Annotated in this window: 25 protein-coding genes; 1 reads left to right on the forward strand and 24 read right to left on the reverse strand. The window is 47.5% G+C overall.

Annotated elements, in window-relative coordinates; genetic code table 11:
- Positions 1-102 precede the first annotated feature (102 nt).
- From NYE62_RS11655 to NYE62_RS11720, 14 genes are all read right to left on the reverse strand, one after another.
- Complete coding sequence (locus NYE62_RS11655) at positions 103-1,284, reverse strand: pyridoxal phosphate-dependent aminotransferase (RefSeq protein ID WP_020955983.1); 1,182 nt, start codon at positions 1,282-1,284, stop codon at positions 103-105.
- Positions 1,285-1,306: 22 nt separating this feature from the next.
- The gene (gene tseB / locus NYE62_RS11660; protein WP_007409483.1) at positions 1,307-1,792 is read right to left on the reverse strand and encodes a cell wall elongation/penicillin-binding protein regulator TseB; all 486 of its coding nucleotides are present in this window, start codon (positions 1,790-1,792) and stop codon (positions 1,307-1,309) included.
- A 9-nt stretch (positions 1,793-1,801) separates the two neighbouring features.
- Positions 1,802-1,972, reverse strand: a complete 171-nt coding sequence (locus NYE62_RS11665) for a YpmA family protein (RefSeq protein ID WP_003153512.1) — start codon at positions 1,970-1,972, stop codon at positions 1,802-1,804.
- 147 nt (positions 1,973-2,119) lie between these two features.
- The gene (gene dinG / locus NYE62_RS11670; RefSeq protein WP_342496961.1) at positions 2,120-4,906 is read right to left on the reverse strand and encodes an ATP-dependent DNA helicase DinG; all 2,787 of its coding nucleotides are present in this window, start codon (positions 4,904-4,906) and stop codon (positions 2,120-2,122) included.
- A 121-nt stretch (positions 4,907-5,027) separates the two neighbouring features.
- Complete coding sequence (gene panD, locus NYE62_RS11675; protein ID WP_003153510.1) at positions 5,028-5,411, reverse strand: aspartate 1-decarboxylase; 384 nt, start codon at positions 5,409-5,411, stop codon at positions 5,028-5,030.
- Position 5,412: 1 nt separating this feature from the next.
- Positions 5,413-6,273 (reverse strand): pantoate--beta-alanine ligase, encoded by an 861-nt coding sequence (panC, locus tag NYE62_RS11680; RefSeq protein WP_144664608.1) that lies wholly within the window; start codon positions 6,271-6,273, stop codon positions 5,413-5,415.
- A 3-nt stretch (positions 6,274-6,276) separates the two neighbouring features.
- Positions 6,277-7,110 carry a 3-methyl-2-oxobutanoate hydroxymethyltransferase gene (panB, locus tag NYE62_RS11685; protein WP_144464474.1) on the reverse strand — a complete coding sequence of 278 codons (834 nt, stop codon included), beginning with the start codon at positions 7,108-7,110 and terminating at the stop codon, positions 6,277-6,279.
- A gap of 244 nt (positions 7,111-7,354) precedes the next feature.
- On the reverse strand, positions 7,355-8,332 hold the full coding sequence (locus NYE62_RS11690) for a biotin--[acetyl-CoA-carboxylase] ligase (RefSeq protein ID WP_199022007.1): 978 nt from the start codon (positions 8,330-8,332) through the stop codon (positions 7,355-7,357).
- On the reverse strand, positions 8,317-9,507 hold the full coding sequence (locus NYE62_RS11695) for a CCA tRNA nucleotidyltransferase (protein WP_241457510.1): 1,191 nt from the start codon (positions 9,505-9,507) through the stop codon (positions 8,317-8,319). The genes NYE62_RS11690 and NYE62_RS11695 overlap by 16 nt, the downstream gene beginning before the upstream one ends.
- Before the next feature lie 4 nt (positions 9,508-9,511).
- Positions 9,512-10,645: an N-acetyl-alpha-D-glucosaminyl L-malate synthase BshA gene (gene bshA, locus NYE62_RS11700; protein WP_335404094.1), complete on the reverse strand. Its 1,134-nt coding sequence runs from the start codon at positions 10,643-10,645 to the stop codon at positions 9,512-9,514.
- Complete coding sequence (gene bshB1, locus NYE62_RS11705; protein ID WP_335404093.1) at positions 10,642-11,355, reverse strand: bacillithiol biosynthesis deacetylase BshB1; 714 nt, start codon at positions 11,353-11,355, stop codon at positions 10,642-10,644. The genes bshA and bshB1 overlap by 4 nt, the downstream gene beginning before the upstream one ends.
- Positions 11,348-11,761, reverse strand: a complete 414-nt coding sequence (gene mgsA / locus NYE62_RS11710) for a methylglyoxal synthase (RefSeq protein ID WP_064115553.1) — start codon at positions 11,759-11,761, stop codon at positions 11,348-11,350. The genes bshB1 and mgsA overlap by 8 nt, the downstream gene beginning before the upstream one ends.
- 23 nt (positions 11,762-11,784) lie before the next feature.
- Complete coding sequence (dapB, locus tag NYE62_RS11715; protein WP_003153497.1) at positions 11,785-12,588, reverse strand: 4-hydroxy-tetrahydrodipicolinate reductase; 804 nt, start codon at positions 12,586-12,588, stop codon at positions 11,785-11,787.
- Positions 12,589-12,596: 8 nt separating this feature from the next.
- Positions 12,597-12,932 (reverse strand): nucleotide pyrophosphohydrolase, encoded by a 336-nt coding sequence (locus tag NYE62_RS11720; protein WP_003153495.1) that lies wholly within the window; start codon positions 12,930-12,932, stop codon positions 12,597-12,599.
- A 142-nt stretch (positions 12,933-13,074) separates the two neighbouring features.
- Here NYE62_RS11720 and NYE62_RS11725 point away from each other — a divergent pair, with 142 nt between their 5' ends.
- A complete protein-coding gene (locus NYE62_RS11725) occupies positions 13,075-13,947 on the forward strand; it encodes a YitT family protein (protein ID WP_003153493.1) in 873 nt (290 codons plus the stop codon).
- 23 nt (positions 13,948-13,970) lie between these two features.
- Here NYE62_RS11725 and NYE62_RS11730 read toward each other — a convergent pair whose 3' ends face one another.
- From NYE62_RS11730 to aroA, 10 genes are all read right to left on the reverse strand, one after another.
- Positions 13,971-15,146, reverse strand: a complete 1,176-nt coding sequence (locus NYE62_RS11730) for an oxalate decarboxylase family bicupin (RefSeq protein ID WP_241457516.1) — start codon at positions 15,144-15,146, stop codon at positions 13,971-13,973.
- Between the two features lie 29 nt (positions 15,147-15,175).
- Complete coding sequence (gene ypjB, locus NYE62_RS11735; RefSeq protein WP_007612217.1) at positions 15,176-15,958, reverse strand: sporulation protein YpjB; 783 nt, start codon at positions 15,956-15,958, stop codon at positions 15,176-15,178.
- A gap of 67 nt (positions 15,959-16,025) precedes the next feature.
- Complete coding sequence (locus NYE62_RS11740; RefSeq protein WP_186314444.1) at positions 16,026-16,619, reverse strand: DUF1405 domain-containing protein; 594 nt, start codon at positions 16,617-16,619, stop codon at positions 16,026-16,028.
- A 107-nt stretch (positions 16,620-16,726) separates the two neighbouring features.
- Complete coding sequence (locus tag NYE62_RS11745; protein ID WP_007409471.1) at positions 16,727-17,494, reverse strand: menaquinol-cytochrome c reductase cytochrome b/c subunit; 768 nt, start codon at positions 17,492-17,494, stop codon at positions 16,727-16,729.
- 31 nt (positions 17,495-17,525) lie between these two features.
- The gene (locus NYE62_RS11750; RefSeq protein WP_003153485.1) at positions 17,526-18,200 is read right to left on the reverse strand and encodes a cytochrome b6; all 675 of its coding nucleotides are present in this window, start codon (positions 18,198-18,200) and stop codon (positions 17,526-17,528) included.
- A gap of 1 nt (position 18,201) precedes the next feature.
- Complete coding sequence (locus tag NYE62_RS11755) at positions 18,202-18,705, reverse strand: ubiquinol-cytochrome c reductase iron-sulfur subunit (RefSeq protein ID WP_003153484.1); 504 nt, start codon at positions 18,703-18,705, stop codon at positions 18,202-18,204.
- Positions 18,706-18,842: 137 nt separating this feature from the next.
- Entirely contained in the window at positions 18,843-19,289 is a 447-nt protein-coding gene (locus tag NYE62_RS11760) for a YpiF family protein (RefSeq protein WP_158185899.1), read from the reverse strand.
- A 54-nt stretch (positions 19,290-19,343) separates the two neighbouring features.
- Positions 19,344-19,883 carry a ReoY family proteolytic degradation factor gene (locus NYE62_RS11765; RefSeq protein WP_003153482.1) on the reverse strand — a complete coding sequence of 180 codons (540 nt, stop codon included), beginning with the start codon at positions 19,881-19,883 and terminating at the stop codon, positions 19,344-19,346.
- A gap of 73 nt (positions 19,884-19,956) precedes the next feature.
- A complete protein-coding gene (locus NYE62_RS11770) occupies positions 19,957-21,228 on the reverse strand; it encodes a tetratricopeptide repeat protein (RefSeq protein ID WP_265451383.1) in 1,272 nt (423 codons plus the stop codon).
- Positions 21,229-21,545: 317 nt separating this feature from the next.
- Positions 21,546-22,832, reverse strand: a complete 1,287-nt coding sequence (gene aroA / locus NYE62_RS11775) for a 3-phosphoshikimate 1-carboxyvinyltransferase (RefSeq protein WP_342496962.1) — start codon at positions 22,830-22,832, stop codon at positions 21,546-21,548.
- Between the last annotated feature and the right edge of the window lie 11 nt (positions 22,833-22,843).

A 22,843-nucleotide genomic window follows, 5' to 3' on the forward strand; every position in this document is an offset into this window, starting at 1 on the left:
GGAATCTGCCTGAATCTCTTTTTTCATCACTTTATTATACCCGTTCTACTCTAACGGGGTCAATGCAAGTGAAAAGCGGCTTTAAAAGCCGCTTTTTCAGAATCAGCTGTGTTTTTCCGTGAAGCGGCGGATTCTTTCGACCGCTTCTTCTAAAAGATCGAGTGACGTTGCGTAAGATAAACGGACGTTGTCCGGTGAGCCGAAGCCCGAGCCCGGCACGACGGCGACTTTTTCTTCTTCCAGAAGCGCCTTGACGTATTCATCGACATCTTTGAATCCGCAGTTTTCTGCGGCCGCTTTGGCGTTAGGGAACAAGTAAAACGCCCCTTCAGGTTTGACACAGGTGAATCCGGGAATCTCACTGAGCTGAGCGTAAATGGTGTTCAGTCTGTGCTCAAATGCCTGTCTCATCTCTTCCAGCGGCTCAGCCGGACCGTTATAGGCCGCAATAGCGCCGTATTGAGCGATAGACGTCGGATTTGATGTGCTGTGGCTCGCAAGGCTCGTCATCGCTTTAATAATCGTCTCCGAACCCGCCGCATAGCCGATCCTCCAGCCCGTCATGCTGTGAGATTTCGACACGCCGTTAATGATGATCGTCTGCTCTTTCAATTCATCTGAAAGCTGTGCTATTGAGACGTGTTTTTTTCCTCCGTATGTAAGCTTCTCATAAATCTCGTCGGAAACGATCAGAATGCCATGCTCCAGACACACTTTTCCGAGTTCCGCAAGCTCTTCTTTCGTATACATAACACCTGTCGGGTTGCTCGGTGAATTGATAATGAGCGCTTTTGTTTTCTCGGTGATAGCCTGCTTCAGCTGCTCCGGTGAAATTTTAAACTGATTGGATTCCAGCCCTTCTGCATAGACGGGACGCCCCCCTGCCAGTTTCACCTGCTCAGGGTAGCTGACCCAGTAAGGAGTCGGTATAATCACTTCGTCCCCTTCATCGAGAATAACCTGAAATAATGTATACAGAGCGTGTTTCGCTCCGGTGCAGACAATGATTTCTGACGGCTTATATTCAATCCCCTGGTCGTTTTTGAATTTTTTTGCGATACTGTCTTTCAGCGCCGGCAGACCGCCTGAAGGCGTATATTTCGTATGGCCTTCATTCATGGAACGCACCGCGGCATCTATAATGTGCTGAGGCGTATTAAAATCCGGTTCTCCTGCTCCGAGGCCGATGACATCATGGCCTTCTGCTTTCAGCTCTTTCGCTTTTGCAGTAATTGCAAGTGTTGCAGACGGTGTTAATGCGGATACTCTTTTTGCCAATTTCAACTTGAACTCCCCCTAATACGTCTCACGGTGTGATGTTTTTGAGAATCTTGCCGCTTGTAAAGTCCACATAACTAAAGCTATACTGCCCGCTTTTGTTGATATAGGTCACTTCCCATAACGGAACATTGTTTTCTCTCGCCGGGTGAACACCATTCAGCTTGGAAACAAGCCCTTCGTCCCGAACGATCTTGGCAGCCTTGCCGCTTGAAATGCCGTCACTGGCTTTTTTTGAGAGAATTTTTGCTTTTTTGTCGGCCGGAACCCATACATACATATCTTTTCCATGTTTATCCGTTCCGGTAACAACATAATATTTCTGTTTGCCGACAAAGGTCTCCACTTTCTCAGCATCTGTCAGATCCGTTTTTTCTTTAGCGGCTGCGGCAGCTGTTTCGTGGCCTTCTTCTTTTTGGGCCATTGCAGATTTAAAAATGCTGGCCGAAAATAAAAGAACTGCTAAAAAAATAATACCAAATACGGCTGTAAATATTAATGCTTTTTTTCTCATCTTTTTCACCTATGTGCGATAAATGGTGAAGACCGCTTCATTTTGATTTTCTTCGTCGAGCGCAAGCCCGAACATCAGATTGTCCCGTTTCAAAGTCCGATTTAATGTATCGACGATTTTATATAAATCATCTGAATGCTCCACATTAATCGTTGACAGAATTTCAATTTTGCTTTCCATTTTTATACCCTCCATCGGTCGAACAAATTTTGTTAGTCATAACGGGATGCGCCCGCGGCATAATAAAATCACAAGGCGGCATGAACCCGCTTTTACTATAAAAACAATTCCTCATCCCACACCACGAAAGCCGCGTTTATGCGGCTTTTATTCCGTTTGGCTGACATAATCCCCGAGTTCGGCATCCGTCAGCTCCAAAAGAGATGAAGTCGGGAGCGCTTCAAGAAACAGCCGTCCGTATCCCGCCGTCTTTACACGCTGATCTAAAAGAACGATTGTTCCCTTGTCTCCCGCCGTACGGAGCAGGCGCCCGATCCCCTGTCTGAACGTTAACACAGCCTCAGGCAGGGAAATCGTCTGAAACGGATTTTTCCCCTGCTTCTTGGCAAATTCGCATTTTGCGGCATGAAGCGGATTGTCAGGCGCCCTGAAAGGAAGTCTTGCGATCATGACGGTTGACAATTCATCCCCCGGAAAATCAACGCCTTCCCAGAAATGATTCGTCCCGAGCAAAATCGCCCGGCTTGCCGTTTTAAAGGTTTTCATTAATTTACCGGGACTCCCGCCCGAAATACCTTGGGCGAGAAGCTGAATGCCTGATATCTCCATACTGAGTTTCAGTTCCTGATACACTTTTTTCAGCATATCATGAGACGTAAACAGGACAAGGATCTTCGGCTGTTTTCCCTTTGACATGATTTCTGCATACTTGGCAATATGCTCAATGACTTCCCGCTCTCCGTCATATTTAACGGATTTCATCTCTTTCGGAATGATGACGTTCATCTGATCATCGTAAGAAAAAGGAGACGGGATGCTTTTGGTGCGCGGATAAAAATCCGCAAGTCCGAGCCTTTCAATCATAAATTGAAAAGAATGCTCCACCATTAAGGTCGCTGATGTGAGCACAACGCTTTTTTTGCGGGCGAAAAACTGGTCTGCCAGCATTTCACCGGGCTCCAAAGGCTGCGCATAGATGCTGACGGCATTTTTTGCGCCCTTCGCGTCAATTTCAACCCAAACGGCTTCTTTCTCATCATTTTCAAACAGCAGCCTGCTGAACGTATCGCGATATTCTTTCAGCCCCCTGATACACTTTACATATTCGGCCGCTAAAAAAGCCGCTCCGCTTTTCATCTGATCAAGCTTTTGATGTAACAGTTTCTCCTGTACTGAAAACATGTCAAGCAGCTGATCCAGCATCGCACAAAGCCGCTCCGCTCCGTCCGTTATCATGTGAAACCCTTTATCCTGGCTTTTATGATTGAGACTATAAACGAGACGGTTCAGATCGTCTTTAGGTTTTCTTCGTTTGACAAAAGAATGCACTGAACTGAAAAATGCGTCGCTTTCCGATTGAATATGCTTCATCCACTCATCGGCGTCAAAAAAACTTTCCGCCGGCAGTTCATACGTATAAAACAGTTTTCTCATCCGCTTTAACAGTCCGTGTTCCTTTAAGGTTCCGATTCGGCTGAGCTTTGTGTGCAGTCCGATGTATGAAGCTCTCTTCCCCAGGTGCTCGCTGGCAGCGCGTTCGAAATGATGCGCTTCATCAATGATGATCGTTCCGCTTGCAGGCAGTTTTTTCGTTTCACTGCTTTGATCTGAAAACAGCAAAGCATGGTTTGTGATAATCAGATCTGCGGCCTGCGCCTTTTCTTTAGCCCGTTCATAAAACCCGGCAGCCGAGTCCTTCCCTTTTTTCAAAAAAGAATTCTCATCGTAAGCCATGCGCTCCCACAGCAATCTGCCGCCTGATGGAAGATTCAGCTCAGCGGCGTCGCCCGTTTCAGTCTCCGTCAGCCAGACGAGAAGCTGCGCTTTCGTCAAAACCGCATCATAGTTGTCATCTTCCTCATGCAGAATATGTTCAAACTTAGGCAGGCACAGATAATGTGATTTCCCTTTTAAAATAGCGGCTTTAACCGGCCAAGGAAACATACGCTCCAAAAGCGGAAGATCTTTAGACATGATCTGCTGCTGCAAAAGAGTAGAGTACGTGCTGATAATCACGGGAGTTTGCTCCGCTTTGGCAAATAAAACAGCCGGAACGAGATAACCGATCGTTTTTCCGATGCCGGGTGCCGCTTCAATCAGCGCATGCTCCCGATTGCGGAAGGCGCCAAGCACTTCATCCATCATCGAAAGCTGCCCTGTCCGTTTTTCATAGCGGGGGATGATACCGGATAAGATCCGTTCTTTTTCTTCGTTCCACTTTTCAAGGTCAATGGCCGCATTCACCGGACGGGAAACCGGAATGTGATCGGGCTCTTTAATTGAAAAAGAGGCGTATGGAATGCAGCGCTTTTCTTCCGCCGGCCTGCTTTCATGTATAAAAGAATCCAAAAGCAGCGTCAAATCGCTGATAAAATGCTGTGAAAGCCTTCTAAGCTGCTTTAATGTCGGTAAAGGCAAATGTTTCAGTTTATGTAAAATGTCTAAAAAGACCAGTCCCGTAACCTCCGCATCGCTGTCTGCGCGGTGAGGGCGGTCATGAACAATATTCAGCTCCGCGCACAACTCACCGAGCTTATATCCTTCAAACCCCGGGAAAACAATACGCGAAAGCTCAACCGTATCAAGCACTTCACAATCCGGCAGCTCATAGCCCGCTTCGCTCAGTTCATACCGGACAAATCCGAGGTCGAAATGAATATTGTGGGCAACAAAATACGCGCCGTCAAGCAGATGAAAAATCTCCTCTGCGACCGCTTCAAACGGCAGTTCATTTTCAACCATTCCGGACGAAATTCCGGTCAGCTGTTCAATAAACGGCGGGATGGCCTGATTCGGATTGATATATTTTGAAAACCGCTCAGTTATTTGTCCATTTTCAATGACAACCGCTGCGATTTGAATGATTTTATCGCCCTTTTTCGGCGAATTTCCTGTTGTTTCGACATCTATGACAACGAACCGTTGTTTGTTCATTAAAATGGACACCTCAATTCTTGCATACGAGAAAAGTGTAACACGTTTTGTTGAGAAATGGAGCGGAAAAACAGCTTTTGCCCCTAAATCTTAAAAGAAAACCCCCATGAAGGGGGCTCTTTTACAAAATCGTGTGTGCCGGCTCCTGGCCCAGCATCTGCTCGATTTTATTCTGATCATCCAGAACGGCCACCTTCGGCTGATGGCTTTTTGCTTCCTGATCAGACATCATTTGATAAGAAATAATAATGACTTTATCTCCTTCTTGGACGAGACGGGCGGCAGCTCCGTTTAAACAGATGACGCCGCTCCCCCGCTTACCGGGAATAATATACGTTTCAAGTCTCGCTCCGTTATTATTATTCACAATCTGAACTTTTTCATTAGCGAGCATTCCGACGGCATCTAAAAGATCTTCATCAATCGTAATGCTGCCGACATAGTTTAAATTGGCTTCCGTCACGGTAGCACGGTGCAGTTTTCCGGCCATCATAGTGCGGTACATATTATGATCTCTCCCATTCATCAATATCAATAATGATATTATCAATCAGTCTGGCTTTAGAAAATTGGACGGCGCAGGCCAGAATGACCTTGCCGTTTAATGTTTTAAGCGGAGTCAGCTCCGGATAAGCGTACAGTTCGGCATAATCAATGACGCCGCTTGTGTTTTCGATGATATCGGTGACGGTTTTTATAACGGTTTCCGGATTTCTTTCACCGTCTCTGATCAGTTCGGCGCCTTGCTGTAATGATTTATAGATCATCGGCGCTTCTTTGCGTTCCTGCTCAGTCAGATAGACGTTGCGAGAGCTTTTGGCAAGTCCGTCTTCTTCTCTGACCGTGTCCACTGCAACCAATTCGATATCCATAAAGAAATCCTCAATCAATCCGTCCACAACCGCTGCCTGCTGGGCATCTTTCAGGCCGAAGTAAGCGCGGGTCGGTTTAACGAGATTGAAAAACTTCGTCAGCACAGTGGCCACTCCGTCAAAATGGCCGACGCGGGAGGCGCCGCACAACACGTCAGTTCTCCTTTTCACTTGCACGGCAACATTTTGCTCGCCTTTGTACATATCACTTGAAGACGGCGTAAACAAAACATCTGCCCCCGCCTGTTCTGCAAGCCGGGCATCGCGCTTTAAATCTCGCGGATATGCTTCGTAATCCTCGCCCGGTCCGAATTGAGTCGGATTGACAAAGATGCTCATCACAACAATATCGTTTTCTTTGCTTGCTTTTTCAACCAGCGTCAGATGTCCTTCATGAAGAAAACCCATTGTCGGGACGAATCCGATCGTCCGGCCTTCTGAGCGGTATTGTGCAATCAATTCTTTCAGCTGTTGAGTTTCTGTCAGTTGTTTCATCGCTTACTTTCCTCCGTACAAGCCTTGCAGCACAGTTTGGTTTATCTGAAAGGAATGCTTTTCTTCCGGGAAAACCCGGTCTTTCACATCACGGACGTAATCGCTGAGGGCCGACTCAATCGTGCCGTCGATTTTGGCGTATTGCTTCACGAACTTCGGTGTTCTGTCCACGCCGTGGCCGACAACGTCATGATAGACAAGGACTTGGCCGTCCGCTTTTGAACCGGCTCCGATTCCGATGACGGGAATGGATACTTCTTCTTTTATTTTAGCAGTCAGTTCAGCAGGCACGCATTCAAGCACGAGCATCATCGCTCCCGCCTGCTCGCATTTGATGCTGTCTTCAATGAGCTTTTTCGCGCTTTGCTCATCTTTTCCCTGCACTTTATATCCGCCTAATACGCCGACAGACTGCGGTGTGAGGCCTAAATGGCTGACGACAGGAATTCCGCCGAGAGTCAGCGCGCGGATGGATTCGAAAACGCCGTCTCCGCCTTCAAGCTTTAACGCGTCCGCGCCGCTTTCCTGAATAATGGCCGCGGCGTTTTTCAATGTATCCTCTTTTGAAAGATGGTAAGACATAAACGGCATGTCAGTTACGATAAACGTATTTTTCGCACCGCGTTTTACCGCTTTTGTATGGTGAATCATGTCACTGACCGTTACGCCGACTGTTGAATCGAGTCCGAGCACGACCATTCCGAGCGAATCCCCGACTAAAATCATGTCGACTCCCGCCTGTTCCGCAAGCTTTGCCTGCGGATAATCGTAAGCGGTCAGCATCACGATCGGCTCTCCATTTTCCTTCATTTTCATGAAATCCAGTTTTGTTTTCATTCTGTTTCTCCTCCTCTAAACGGTGAGGAGATGAGCCGCCAATTCTTCGCAAGCAAAAAAGCCTTCTGTAAAATAAGAAGGATTCCCACTTGTTTAACGTTCGGCGAATGTCATCCCTCTGTCCCAGTCCTTTTTTGGATCAAGGCAGACTTTTCGTAATCTCTGTTCTGCTGATCAGGTGCAGTTCATTATGATACTGCCCATAGGAAGTATACCAAATTCACGAGGCTTGTACCAACTAAGATTAATTGAGCTCAATATCGGCAGAATATATCTTCTTTATACCGTCTCTCGTTTCCAAGAGAAGAACTCCCTCATCATCAATGCCGAGCGATTTCCCGTAAAACGTCCCTTGCAGCGTTCTCGCTCTGAGCTCGTTCCCCAGTCCGACCGCATAGCTTTCCCATAACAGCTTGATCGGTGTAAAGCCGTGCTTCAAATAATCCTGATAGCGTTTTTCAAAAGTCAGCAGAATCTCTTGTATCAGACCCGCTCTGTCAATTTTTTCGCCGGCTTCCATGCTCAGACTCGTCGCAATGTCCTGAAGCTCGCCGGGAAAATCGGTTTCCTGCTGGTTCACGTTGATGCCGATGCCGAGAATGACCGAACGGACACGGTCTTCTTCTGCCTGCAGCTCAGTTAAAATCCCGACGGCTTTTTTGCCGTGAATCATTAAATCATTCGGCCATTTAATGGCGGGCTGTACACCTGTAAAGGCCTCGATGGCCTGTACGACCGCAACGGCGGATAACAGAGTGAGCTGCGGCGTTTTTTGCAAAGGAACGTCGGGTCTCAGAATGAGGCTCATCCAAATCCCGTTTCCCTCCTGTGAATGCCATACTCTGGCCATTCTTCCTCTGCCTGCCGTTTGTTTATCGGCGACTACGAGCGTCCCTTCCGGCGCGCCGTCATTGGCAAGTTCATGAGCGGTTTTTTGGGTGGACGGCAGGACGTCCCGGTAATGAAGCTGTTTGCCCAAAACCTCTGTTTTCAGCCCGAAACGGATTTCGGATTCACTGAGTTTCCCCGGTTTTTTAATGAGCCTGTACCCTTTTCGTCTGACCGCCTCAACCTCATAGCCCTCTTTGCGGAGCTCCTCTATATGTTTCCAAACGGCGGTTCTCGAGCAGCCGAGCGCGTCACTTATTTTCTGCCCGGAGATAAAGCCGTCACCCGCCTCAGAAAATAAATCAATTAATTGGGTTCTTAATGTTGATCCCATGATGCGAGCCACTCCTTTATGTCATGTTTTCGGTTAGGGAGCTTCCCTGCCAATACCGCTTCTTCAATCCGGCGAAGTTCTTCGGCCACCCATTTACCCGCGCGGCGGTTTCTGAGCTCCATCAGATCAGCGCCTGAAATGTCGAGGTCTCGAAGGCTTTTGATCGGCAGCTTCTCATACAGGCTCTGAACCTCTTTCAGCTTTTGTTCATCAATCGTCTTATGCTTTTTCAGCATCCCGATTTTAACGGCTGATAACAGCGCCTCTCCCGCCCGGTACATCGCTTCCGCTTCCAGCTGCGCCGGATAAACGCTTATGATCTGCACCGCTTTTTTTATGACTTTTCCCGGCAGTTTCCATTGTTTTAAAAACGCCTCGGCGCTTTTCGGACAAAGACCGAGAAACAATAACAGCGCTGCCCAGCGTTCTTCGCGTGCATCTAAAGAAGAAAACGGAAAGCCGCTCGCTTCCAGCATTTGCTGCTCATAACCGGAAAGGCCGGGCAGCTCTTGTATCAGACCTGTCTGCACCATCGTTTGAATTGCATCCTGTGAGAAAGCGCCCTGCAGCAGCTTTTCAAACTCGACGGTCTTTCGTTCTACTGATACATGTGCCAAAAGCTCCCTGTCTTTTATGACGGCCTCTCTTGTTTCTTTTTCTAACAGAAAGCCGAGCTGACTCATAAAGCGGACGGCTCTCATCATCCGCAGAGCGTCTTCCCGAAAACGGTCTTCAGGATTACCCACCGTACGGATCAGCTTTTGTCCGATATCATGTGCGCCTCCGAAATAATCAAGCAGCTCTCCTTCGGCAGACATCGCCATCGCATTAATCGTTAAGTCTCTCCGCTTTAAGTCTTCTGATAAAGAAGTAATGAACCGCACAGCTTCAGGGCGCCGGTAGTCCTTATATTCTGATTCGGCACGAAAAGTGGTGACTTCATAGGTTTCATCTTCCCACAGGACGATGACGGTGCCGTGCTCTTTTCCTACATCGACAGTCCGCTTAAAGAGACGTTCCACCTCATTCGGCGAAGCGCTGGTTGCGATGTCCACATCACCAATTTTTCGTTTCATATAGCTGTCTCTGACGGCTCCCCCGACAAAGTACGCCTGATGGCCCGCCTTCATCAGGCGATGAAGGATGGGGAGGGCTTTGACAAATTCCTGTTCCATAAGATCACTCCGGTCCTGCCAATTCGTCATAAATCCGTTCATACTGACTGACGATTCTTTGCGAAGAAAAGGCGGTCTCCACCATTTTCAGCGCATGATCAGTCAATCGTTTGCTGAGCTGTTTATCTTCTAAAACGGCAAGCGCTTTTTCAGATGCCGCCTGAATATCGCCGACTTCCACCAGAAAACCGCTTACTTGATCTTTAATCACTTCCGGGATTCCGCCGATATTTGTTCCGATGCACGGCACGCCGCAGGCCATCGCCTCAAGGAGGACGAGTCCGAAACTTTCTTTTTCAGACAGAAGAAGCTTAAGATCGCTGATAGAATACAGCTCTTCCACCCTGTCCTGATTTCCGAGGAGCAGCACTTGATCCTGCAGTCCGTATTTTTCGACAAGCTGCCAAGCGACGCACTTTTCCGGCCCGTCGCCGACAAGCAGGAGCTTCGCCTTTGTTTTGGCTGCGATATTACGGAAAACGCGGATGACATCTGTAACACGTTTTACCTTTCTGAAGTTCGAGACATGGATGACGACTTTTTCATCCGGCAAAATGCCATGTTTCTCTTTTATACTCTCTGTATTTTTCTTAAGATAAACACGTTCATCAATAAAGTTGTAGATAGTTTCAATTTTTTTATCCGGCTTGATTAAGTCATATGTTTCTCCGGCAAGCGCGGTTGATACCGCCGTCACTCTGTCGGACGCTTCGATGGCAAAACGGATTAAATCTTTTAATGACGGATCATATCCTAAAACGGTGATGTCCGTACCGTGAAGCGTCGTCACGATGCCGATGTCGCGCTTGAGCATCTGTTTGGCGAGATAAGCGCATACCGCATGCGGCAGCGCGTAGTGCGCGTGAATGATATCAAGATTTTCCCTCGCGGCAACCTCGGCGATTTTGCTCGCCAGCGTAAGGTCATAAGGCGGATATTTAAATACCGCGTATTGGTTGACTTCCACCTCATGAAAATGAATATTCGGATGATATGTATTTAATCTGAACGGGATGCTTGATGTGATGAAATGAACCTGGTGCCCTTTTTCTGCAAGCAGCTTGCCGAGTTCCGTCGCAATAATACCCGAGCCTCCGACACTCGGGTAGCATGTAATCCCTATTTTTAATGGTCTCATTGTCCGCCCCCAAAAACATCATCATTCAAAACGGGAAGCTGTTTTGAAAAGAAACCTTCGGCATACCCCGTCCCGGCTTCTTTGCCATACAGTCTTTCCCGCGCTTCCACCATTTCGATATAACCGTTGGTCAGCGGTGTGTTCACTGACTGCGCCGTAGGAATAAACTGGCTTTCATAGGCGTGCAGGCTTTCTTTTTTCAGATCGATGGTTTCCGTTATGTCGATTACAAAGTCCGGACGGTGAAACCCGTTGATCATATAATAGTATACGCGCTGGGCCTTATGAGCCGGCAGTTCCTGGTGATCTCTGTATTTATGAATTCCAGCCGAGAACACCGCTTCTTCGACCAAAGCCGCCGCATTGCCGTGGTCAGGATGGCGGTCTTTCGGATAAGGCATGAAAACGGTTTTCGGTCGGCAGGCTCTGATGACACTGACAATCCGGCGGATGCCGTCCTCACTTTTCAAAAGCCCGCGGTCGGGAAGCGTAAGCTGGATTCTCTCTTTTACGCCGAGAATTCGTGCCGCCTCTGCCGCTTCTTCTTTTCTTATCCCTACCGTTCCGTTGGATGATAGTTCGGCCTCGGTCAAATCGCATATCACCGCGGTTTTTCCTTGAGCCGTAAATTTTGCGATCGTGCCGCCCATACCGATCTCGACATCATCACTATGGGCGCCGAACGCCAGAATATCAACGTGTTCAGACATTCGGCTCTCCTCCGCGCACAAGATTGCGGAAATCAAATGCCCCGCCGTCCAGCGTCCGGACGAGGATTTCCGCTGTTCCCATATTTGTGGCGAGCGGGATCGCGTATACGTCACACAGCCGGATCAGCGCCGAGACATCCGGTTCGTGAGGCTGCGCAGTTAACGGATCGCGCAAAAAAATGACGAGATCCAAGGCATTTGCCGCAATCAATGCGCCGATTTGCTGATCTCCGCCGAGCGGGCCGGATTGGAAACGTTCAACGGACAATCCGGTCGATTCCTGGATTTTTAAGCCTGTCGTACCTGTCGCGTATAACTCATGATGGCTCAGTATATCTTTATATGCGGTCGTAAACTGAACCATATCCTGCTTTTTTTTATCGTGAGCAATCAAAGCAATTTTCATTTGATGTTCTCCCCCTTGCCGATTCAGTCGATAATATTTTCGAGTCCGTATACAAGCTGGTCGATTTTCATCACTTGCTCCACTGACAGCTTCACTCCTGACATAAAGGAAGCCCGGTTATAGGAGTCATGGCGCAGTTTCAGCGTCTGGCCGTCCATGCCGAACATGACTTCCTGGTGGGCGATAAGGCCCGGCAGACGCACGCTGTGAAGGCGGATGCCGTTTAATTCAGCACCGCGGGCGCCCGGCAGAATTTCTTTTTCATCAGGATGGCCCTGCTGCTTTTCTGTACGAACGCTTGAGATCATTTCCGCTGTTTTCAGCGCCGTTCCGCTCGGGGCATCCAGCTTTTGATCATGATGAAGCTCAATGATTTCTACATCTTCAAAATAGTTGGCGGCCATTTGTGAGAACTTCATCATCAGTACCGCGCCCAATGCAAAGTTCGGAGCGATGATGGCGCCGATTCCTTTTTCTTCAGTCAAGGCTTGAAGCTCCTCTAAATCCGCTTCAGAAAATCCGGTCGTTCCCACAACGGGGCGGACGCCGTGTTCAAGAGCGGCTTTCGTATGTTTTTTGCCGATTTCAGGCGTTGTCAAATCGATCAGCACATCCGGTTTTGTTTCTTGGAAACATGCGCGGATATCCGTATAAATAAGAGCGTCTGAATCAGCTGACATCACTTCCCGCAATGTTTGCTGATCGTATGTATGGTCAATGGCGCCGACAAGCTCAAAATGAGGCGTGCGGACGGCAAGTTTTACGGCCTCCTGGCCCATTCTGCCTCTCGGTCCGGCAATGACGACTTTAATGGTTTCATTTGACATGGTTTCTCCTACTTTCCTTCTTCTTTTCTAGTCCAGCGGTCTTTATCACGTGTATTAAATTTATGCATGACGCGGTTATGAGCTTCCTCCAATGAAATATCAAGGGAGTTGGCGAGGCAGATCAGGACGAACAGCACATCGCCCATTTCCTCTTCCATGCTTTTCTCATTTTCCGTCGTTTTCTTCGGCTTTTCCCCATAATAATGGTTGACTTCTCTTGCAAGTTCGCCCAGTTCTTCCGTGAGACGGGCCATCATGGCAAGCGGGCTGAAATAGCCTTCTTTGAATTGGCCGATATATTCATCGACCTCAGCTTGTAAGTCTTTCATCGTTTTGTCACTCACTGTGCGAATACCTCCTGTCATCTCTTCCATGTTAGCTAATTCAAGTACATTTGACAAATGTTAAAAACGGCAGTTTGCTGTTTTCTTTTGTATCCACTATAATATTTACGCAATCTTATGGAAGGAAAAGGGGTTTGATGCAATGCTTGGAGAAATCAGAATTAAAAACATTTGCTTTATTTTAATCGGCGCCGCTGTTTTTTCATTCGGACTGGTTCACTTTAATATGCAGAACAATTTGGCGGAAGGCGGATTTACCGGCATTACGCTGCTTTTATATGCGTTATTCCACATCAGCCCTTCTATTTCCAACCTGGTATTGAACATTCCTATCTTTTTCATCGGCTGGCGTATGCTCGGCCGGACGATGTTTGTCTATACCCTGATCGGCACCGTCTCTCTTTCTGTTTTTCTGAGTGTTTTTCAGCGCTACGAAATTCATATGCCGCTGTCCCATGATTTAGCGCTGGCCGCCTTGTTCGCCGGAGTATTTATCGGCGCGGGTCTCGGTATTATTTTTAAATACGGCGGCACGACGGGCGGGGTCGATATCATCGCCAGGCTGATCAACAAATTTTTCGGAATCCCGATGGGCCGGACGATGTTTGCCTTTGACGCCTGTGTCATTCTGCTTTCTTTGTTTACGTATCTTTCTTACAAGGAAGCGATGTACACGCTTGTAGCCGTTTTTGTCGCTGCGAGATTGATTGATTTTATTCAGGAAGGCGGCTATGCCGCAAAAGGGGCAACGATTATTTCTTCGAAAAACGATTTGATCCAGCAAAAAATCATTGAAGAGATGGAGCGCGGCGTCACCGTTTTAAAAGGACAGGGATCATATACAAAAGAAGACAGGGACGTTCTTTACTGCGTCGTTCCGAAAAACGAAATTGTGCTTTTGAAAAGCGTCATCACTTCCGTTGACCCGCACGCCTTTGTTGCAGTAAGCGACGTCCATGATGTGCTCGGCGAAGGATTTACGCTTGATGAAAATAAAAATCCGATCAGACGATAATAAAAAGGCGGCTTTTGCCGCCTTTACTGTTCGTGTTTCCATTTGACAACCGGTGATTTTTTCTTTTTCAATCGGCGGGCGAATGCCGGACTGACATTGAGCGTCTGCTCGACGAAGCGCTGCGGCGTCAGTGCCAGCCATTGGTTTAAGGAGACGTCTTCGAAACGGTCGCTTTTGAAGATTTCCAGAAAGCGAAGCACGGTCTCACCGGTATTCTGAACATAATGTCCCATTGTAAAAGGAACATATCCTACGTCACCCGCTTGATAGTTAAATGTCCGCGCTCTTCCCTCCGCCGCAAACACCGTCATTTTCGCTTCTCCTGAAAGATAATACTGCCACTCGTCCGTATTCGGATGCCAATGCAATTCTCTCATGCCTCCGGGTTCGACCTCCACAAGAGCTGCGGCAATCGTTTTTGACACCTTAAACGTTTTTGAATCGACAATCTTTACTCTTCCCCCGCTGGTAACAAGAGGCTCCTGCCGGGAAAGCTTGTAGCTGAACGGCTCCAAAACGGTGCCTTCCGGGGAAGAAACTGCTGCCTGCTCAATAGGGGGAGGCGGTTCCAACTGGAACATGTAACGCTCTTTCTTATGGATGTAAGCCAAATCATATCCGGAAACACCAAAGTTCGCCTCCAGCACGCTGCGCGGGGTATGGGCAAACCAGTCCGTTACTGAAAAGGTGCTGTTTTCTGAAAAAGAGCCGTCATCAAAGACGAGCAAAAACTCACTGCCCTGCTCTAATCCTTGAATGGAATGAGGAATGCCGGAAGGAAAATACCACAGATCCCCTTCACTTACGTTGTCAATAAAATTCCTTCCATTTTGATCGACCGCAGTTAAACGGACTCCTCCGTTAATCACATATCCCCATTCGGCTTCTTTATGCCAATGAAGCTCCCGCACAGCTCCCGGCTTCAGTCTCATGTTCACCGCCGCGATGTTTTTGGATACCGGCAGTTCCCTGACCGTCACCTCTCTGGACCATCCGCCGTCTTCAAGCCTCATATGCGTATCAGAAAATGAGAATTTCAAGTTTTGAACCGTTCCTGCATCCGTTGAAGGCGGAACGAGCATGTCAGGATTCTGGAAGTCACGCGCGAGGTTTCGCGGTCCTTCGTCAGTCGCCCCTTTTCTGCCTCTGATCGGCTGCGGGAGGTGTTTTGAAGCCAATTGCTGGATGAGTTTTTTCACTGCCTTAGCTCCTTTACAGCAATTTGTGTTTATTTAGACTTAGGATACTCACGCTTTTTCTCTTTCTTTTTTTCCGCTCTGTATTTTCGGTAGCCGACATATGTCAGCGCAGTAATAATGATACCGCCTGTTGTCAGAATGACCCAGAGCAGCGAAGGGTCAGCGTCATCCCGCTCCACCTTGTCAAAAACCCGCTTTAAATCCTGCTGCAGGAGCGTCAGACGCTCAAGCTTTGTTCCTTTTGTCATCTGCTGAAACCCGTCCTGCTCAATCACCTCGATATGTTTCGCCACCGTATCAAGCTGGCCGGCCGACACATCCATTGTCAGGCTGGGATAAATTAAATCATATAATGATATAAATTCATTCCACTTTTCATTGAAATTTTCACTTCCGTTTCCGCTGACATCTTCTTTTAAGGCGCTGAATGTCGCCATAATCGGTCTTTCAAGCGAACCCCACAGCGGATCGGAGTGGTCTTCCATCGCATCCATTACCAACCTGAACTGGGCGGCTGCCCGGATTTTTTCGGTATCTGAGGCGTCTGCCTGTTTTAGAACGCGCACTAAATCATTGAAACCCAGAGTCACCTGCCTGACTTCGGCGCCGCTCAGTGAGTTTACGTGTGTCATTTTTTTCTTAAAGTAGCCAAGCACTTGCAGAGCCTCATCATACTGCGAATGCCGCGTCATTTGGAAAACGGTATCCGAAAGGTCGTTCAGTTCCTTGAGACCGCCCTCATCTTCAGCTTTGGCAGTTGTGATGAAACACATAAGAGCAAGTAAAAGACAGATCGTCAGCTTTCGTTTCATAGAGGTCCCTCCCACTCCTTCTCTTTACAGAATATGAGGAGCGGGACAAGGTTAGACCAAGATTCTATCAGTGTAAGTCAAGCTTTATCCGTCTTTTGGAAATCACCAAGTAGTATGCAAGGCCGAGTGAAAATATGCTCAGCCAGAATGTAGCATAGCCGATCTCTTGCATATAGTCATTGAGCATTGAGTAGCGGGGCATCATGCCGAAAAGATAATCAATGACATCATTATGAAGCGTCCAAACAGCGGCAGCGGCAAGATGCCATAACCGGAACCGAAAATACGGGCTGTATAAAACGCCTTGAACGGCCATGGCAAAATGTGAAGCAATCAGCATGTACCCTTCCCAAGGCATCTGCCCCATTTTGACCAGCACAAAGACATTCATTCCTACCGCCCACAGCCCGTATTTTACAAGGGTTACAAGAGCCAGCGCTTCAAACAGCGGCGCGTTTCTTCCCATGAGAAATGCCAGAAGCACGAACAGGAAAAAAAACGTCGCCGTCGGGCTGTCAGGCACAAATATCAGAAATCGGAACGGCGTGTCCGCAAGCTGCGGCAAATACCAATAATAGCCGTACACCGTACCGATAAAATTAACGGCAAGAACAAGCAGAAGCATGCCGCGCAACCCTAAAAGATAAGAAATCCACCTCATACCATCAACTCTCAGTCCGTAAAAAGTATGTATCATGCAAAAAAAGCTGACATCCGGTCAGCTCTTTTCATAAAAGTATATCCTGCTATTGTCTACTTCACAATACGTTATTTCGCTGTCGTTTCAGAAATGAACTTCGCCAGCTGATCAAGCTGTTTGTCATTCCCTTTAAAAATACCGGCTGGCATCTGCCCTTTCCCTTTGACGGCGATTTTTTTAATTTCTTCCGGGCTCAGCCCGTTATCGACCAGAGACGGACCGGCGCTTCCGCCTTGAAGATTATCCCCGTGACAGGAAATACAGCCTTGTTCTTTAAATACCTTATAACCGTCTGATTCAGTATCAATGGCGGCTTCTTTTTTGATTTTCCCTTGCTCCTCCGCCTTCGCCCAGTCATGCGTCGCGACTGACTGCCACGTTAAAAAGACCGTAGCGCAAAGCGCCAAAAGCATCATGCCGACCGCAACCGGACGCTTCCACGGCCTTCTTTCAGACCCCCTGTCGAGAAACGGAGCCAAAAGCAGCGACCCGAAGGCAAGACCCGGTATAATCATCGCGCCGATAACGGTGTAGCTCCCTGCGGCATATTCATATTTTAATAGCTGGTATAAAAATAGAAAATACCAATCCGGCAGCGGAATATACCCTGTATCCGTCGGGTCCGCCACCCGTTCCAAAGGCGGCTCGTGCACAATCGTTAAAACGAGAAATCCGACGAGGAAAACGGCCCCGACCATCCATTCTTTCAGCAGGAAGTTCGGCCAAAACGCCTCTGTCTTTCCAGGATACTCTGAATAGTCTTTCGGTATATTCGGTTTTTTTTCAGCCGGTATCCTTGAATCTCCTACAAACTTCATTCCTTTCCCCCGGTGCATGTCATCCCCTCCCTTTTATATCAGATTTGTATTAAAGCGGTCCTGAAATTCCCTGCTTGCGGATCATGACAAAGTGGGCGCCCATGAGCGCAAACAAAGCGGCAGGGAGAAAAAATACGTGAATCGCAAAAAATCTCGTCAGCGTTTGGGCGCCGACAATATCGTGGTGGCCGGCAAGAAGAGTTTTCACCTGCGCTCCGATCAATGGCGTCGCCTCCGCAATCTGAAGACCTACCTTTGTCGCAAACAGCGCCTTCATATCCCATGGAAGCAGATACCCTGTAAAACCGAGACCGAGCATCACAAAAAAGATCAGAACACCGACGATCCAGTTCAATTCCCGAGGCTTTTTATAAGCTCCCTGAAAGAAAACCCGCAGCGTATGTAAAAACATCATCACGATGACTAAACTTGCGCCCCAATGGTGCATACCCCTTACAATCTGCCCGAAAGCGACTTCATTCTGCAAATAATACACAGATTCCCACGCGTTTTTTATATCCGGCACATAATACATCGTTAAAAACATCCCGGACAGCACTTGGATAACGGTTACAAAAAACGTCAAACCGCCGAAACAATAGACAAAAGCCGAGAAATGGTGAGCGGGATTTACATGTTCCGGCACTTCATGGTCGGCGATATCCCGCCACATCGGCGTAATATCGAGACGTTCATCCACCCAGTCATAAATTTTGTTCAGCATGTCACCCTTCCCCCCTAGGCTTTGCTTTTCCAAGATACAAAAAGCCGTCCTTTACTTTTTGCTCATAACGGTCAAGAGGCGCGAGCGGCGGCGTGCCCGGAACGTTCGTGCCGTCTTTTTCATACAGCCCGTAATGGCAGGGACAAAAGAACTTGTTCGGATTTTTAGGATCATTGTTCCAGTTTACGGTGCAGCCCAAATGCTTACAGATCGGAGAAAGCGCTATAATTTCATCCCCATGCTTGTAAACCCAGGCTGACCTGGATTCTTCCGATTCGTACCAGGCGTCGACTTGATGAATTTTAAAGTCAAACCGCTTCGGCTCCTTCGTCAGCTCATCCACACTGACAACCTGCACCATTTTTTGATCTCCCGTCGGTTTTAATACCGGGTCCAGCGCAAAACGGACCATGGGCATAAGCGCACTGGCGGCCATAAATCCCCCCACGCCGGTGAGCGCATAGTTTAAAAATTGTCTTCTTGATATATCTTGTTTTCCGCCCATCTCTTCCCCCCCTAAAGATTGACCAAAAATTAACTAAAATAGAAAATAATTCTGAGATTTGACACCCTCATAATATATGAATCTTTCAGCAAGGTCAACAGAGGCAAAACGGGTGTTTTGCGGGATGCCTGGTGTTTTTAAGAATTGTTCCACTTCTGTAACAAAACGTTCAAAATTTCTCCGCACTTGTCATCCGCAATTTTTCTCTTTAAAGAGTCTTTCATATGTTCAAACGGAACGGCAGGTATGTATATGACATCAGACCCTATTTCAGAATCCTTCCATTTTTCGTCTGCCGTCAGAAACAAGGCGTGCCGGAAGTTGGTCATCACCTCTTCTTTGAGTTTTTGAAGCAGGGCGATTTGTGATTGGTCTATATCAACATATGTATAAGAGGGGAATAAATATACCCGTCCCTTCAATTGGCGCTCAAGCTCTTCAGAAAGCAATTGAGTGCTTTCCCCCTGTTCAACGGCCTCTTTTAAGCCTCCTGAAGACGTTATGGAAATTAACGGAATGACAGCGGTATCAATGTAATCCGCAGATTGTATATAGGCATCGGCATCAGCGGCCCTCCATCTCATGTCTCGTTCCTCCTCTTTACGCAACAAGCCTTGCATATTCTGCAAGGCTGTCATTTATGTGAGCTGATTCAATTGGCGGGAAAGCTTTTCAAATGTTTCTTTGTCGTGGCGGTCCAGCGCCTCGTCGATATCTTTAAGCAGCTTTTCCCGCTGGAAAGTGGAAATGGCATGTTCTAATATTTTTTCGGCCATCCCCTGATCCTGTTTATTTTCAAACAGGTCTTTCGGCAGATGCGGATTTGATTCAAGAACAGCGGCATATTCCGGTGAGCTGTAGGCCGAACGGAAATTCAGCTGGATAAATAAATCCTGCTGTTTATTTAACCGGATGTCGTGAAAAGATTTTTCCGCGTCCGTAGTCATGACATTTTCTTTATAAAACCTAAACGGCACCTCATCAACGCAATGAGTAGACATGATAATGCCTCTCGGGCAAAATTCGGCTTGTTCTACAAAATGGACTTTTTCCATTAATGAATCATGACTCATTAAATAATTTAAAATCCAGACGCACTCCCGGCGTTTAAGCTGATAATGATTTAAAAACCAACGGATAAAATCCTTTTTTTCATTGACAGAAACAGGGGTCTGCATGTAATTCCCTCCTCTATCGATCGTATAATCTGACATCACTTATACATTCAGCAAGCATGGTCCAAAATCCTGCTTATCTTAAAAATTCATCCTCTATCCGTAAGATTGTTTCTTCAAGCTCTTCGTTTGTTCCATCCATTGAAAGCACTTGTTTTAAAAGCGGCAGCGCTTCTTTCTGGAGACCCTCTTCCAATAAGAAGTGAGCGTATTCATATAAGAAATCCCGATCATCCTGATAATGGAGATACGCAGCTTCGAAGCTTTTTTTCGCTTCAGCGTATTGCTCAAGGCCTGTATAGGCACCCGCCAAATACCAATTGTATTTCGGATCTTCTTCTCCGTAGCCGCGGACTTCCTTAATCAGATCAATAATCTCTTCAAAGCTTTCTTCTTTATGATAGACGGCTAAAAGCGTATGGAGCGCTTCCACGTAACCCGGATCGAGCGCCAGCGCTTCCTGAAGAAGCTTTTTGCCTTCCTCTTCGTTGCCGAGCTTTAACGCCATTTTCGCCGCATAGAGAAAAAGCTCTTTATTGTATTCATCGTAAGTAATACCTTCTTTAGCGGTTTTTAATGCATCTTCATACATGCCTTCTGCCTCATAGCTTTTTGCAAGCGGCATATAAAGCGATGAATAGGAAGGATCAAGCCCTTTTAAATCAGACAGCTGCTTGATGGCTGTTTTGACCATTCCCGCCTGATAGGCTGTGAACCCGTACCCGAAAATCGTATTCGGTTCTGTATGTTCTGCCGCCGCTTTTTCATACCATGAAATCGCTTCCTCAAATTCACCCGCCGCGCTCAATGACTCAGCCAGCCTCTGATGAACATTTACGCCGCCGATTTCGTGCCGTTCTTTTGCCGTCTCTTCATAGTAAGGAACGGCTTTTGCGTATGACCCCTGAGTGAAGTATAATTCCCCCAGAGCGAAATCAATAACAGGTTCATCTTGTAACATCGTTTTCGCCTGTAACAGCTTTTGCTCACTTACTTCAAATAAGCCCTGCATCTGATACAGATCAGCCATTAAAAGAAGGCTTTCCGCGTAAGACGGGTCTTCCGGAGAAATTGTCTCCAGCACCTCAAGAGCTTTTTCTTCTTCATCAATATCTATTAACAATTCGGCGTAAAAATTCGTCAGCTCAGACTCATCCGGATAAAGGTCATGCAGATCACTGATCAGCGCTAATGCTTTTTCGGCGTTTCCCCATTCATAGTAGAGCTGGGCTGCAATGGCTTTGTCTTCGTCATGAAGCTGCGTTTCAGCTTTTGAAAGCGCTTTGAGTCCCTTTTCGGTTTCACCTGCTTCAACTAATTTTATGGCTTCTTGAATCAATGTATTCAAATCAGACCGGTCCTTTCTTTTCCTATACCTCATCAACCAATGAAAAGGGTTTTTATTCGGGTTATTCTTATCATAATTCAGACAGGGCCTGCCCGCAAATAAGATGCTTCACCCGGCATTATAGTTTATCAGAAAATGGTTAAGAGGAAAACGGCAAAAAGGGGGACGGCATCTTTATACGCAAACAGCGCAATTTGTTCCGGCTGTTTCTGTAACGAAAACGCATTCCCCCTTTCTTTTATTTTTCTGTTTAAGACAAGCTATGTCAAAGCCCAAAGTTTTATGACACATGAAGAAAAAAGCCCGAAGAATCGTCTTCAGGCTTTTTTGGCTAATTGATCTAAATGCTCAAAAAATGTCGGATATGAGACATGGATCGCCTCAGTATCACGGATGTCAATCGGCTCTTTTGTAAGGCACGAAGCGATACCGAGCATCATGCCGATGCGGTGGTCGCCGTGGCTTGACACATCGGCTCCGCCCGCAAGCATTTTTTTGCCGTGTATTTTCATGCCGTCTTCAGTCGGTTCAATGTCTGCGCCGATTTTCCGGAGCTCTGATACGACGGTGTCGATCCGGTTCGTTTCCTTCACCTTCAGCTCCGCAGCGTCTTTAATGACAGTTGTGCCTTCAGCCTGCGTTGCCAAAAGGGCGATAATCGGGATCTCGTCAATTAAACGGGGAATGATTTCTCCGCCGATTTCTGCCGCTTTCAGATCTGAAGTTTCAATAACCAGGTCTCCATAAGGCTCAGCGCTGTCCGCTTCTGAAGGAATCACTTCAAGTGAAGCCCCCATTTGCTTTAAGACATCAAGTATTCCCGTGCGTGTCGGGTTCAGGCCGACGTTTTTCAGCACAATCCGGCTTCCGGGAACGACAGCACCTGCCGCGAGGAAAAAGGCCGCTGAAGAAATATCGCCGGGCACGAAAATATCAGCTCCCCGAAGCTTCTGACCGCCCGTTACGGAAGCGTTCGTCTCCGTTTCCGCAAGCTCGGCGCCAAAAGCGTTCAGCATCCGTTCCGTATGGTCTCTCGATTTATGAGGCTCAGTGACGGTCGTCGTCCCTTCTGCCTGCAATCCGGCAAGCAGCACGGCGGATTTGATCTGCGCGCTTGCAACAGGGGAGACGTAATCAATGCCTTTCAATTGTCCGCCTCTTACGGATAAAGGCGTAAATCCTCCGTCCGCTCTTCCGTCAATCGCGGCTCCCATCTGTTTTAAAGGCTCCGTCACCCTCTTCATCGGGCGCTTTGCAATACTTTCGTCGCCCGCTACCGTACTGTGAAATGGGCGTCCGGCTAAAATGCCGAGCATCAGGCGGATGGTCGTGCCGGAATTTCCGACATCAAGAAGGCTGTCAGGCTCAGAAAGTGCGTCAATGCCCTTTCCGTATATCTTTACATCACTTCCGTTTTGTTCAATGGAGACACCCATTTTTCTGAAGCAGGCAATGGTGCTCAGACAATCGGCTCCGGGCAAAAAGTTTTTTACCGTTGTCGTTCCTTCCGCAAGCGCTCCGAACATAACAGAACGGTGGGAGATGGATTTATCCCCTGGAATATGAATTTCACCGTTTAAAGACGTCACTTTTTCTCTTTTCAATGTTTTCCACC

The sequence above is a fragment of the Bacillus sp. FSL K6-2861 genome, from assembly GCF_038630725.1.
Lineage (GTDB): Bacteria > Bacillota > Bacilli > Bacillales > Bacillaceae > Bacillus > Bacillus velezensis.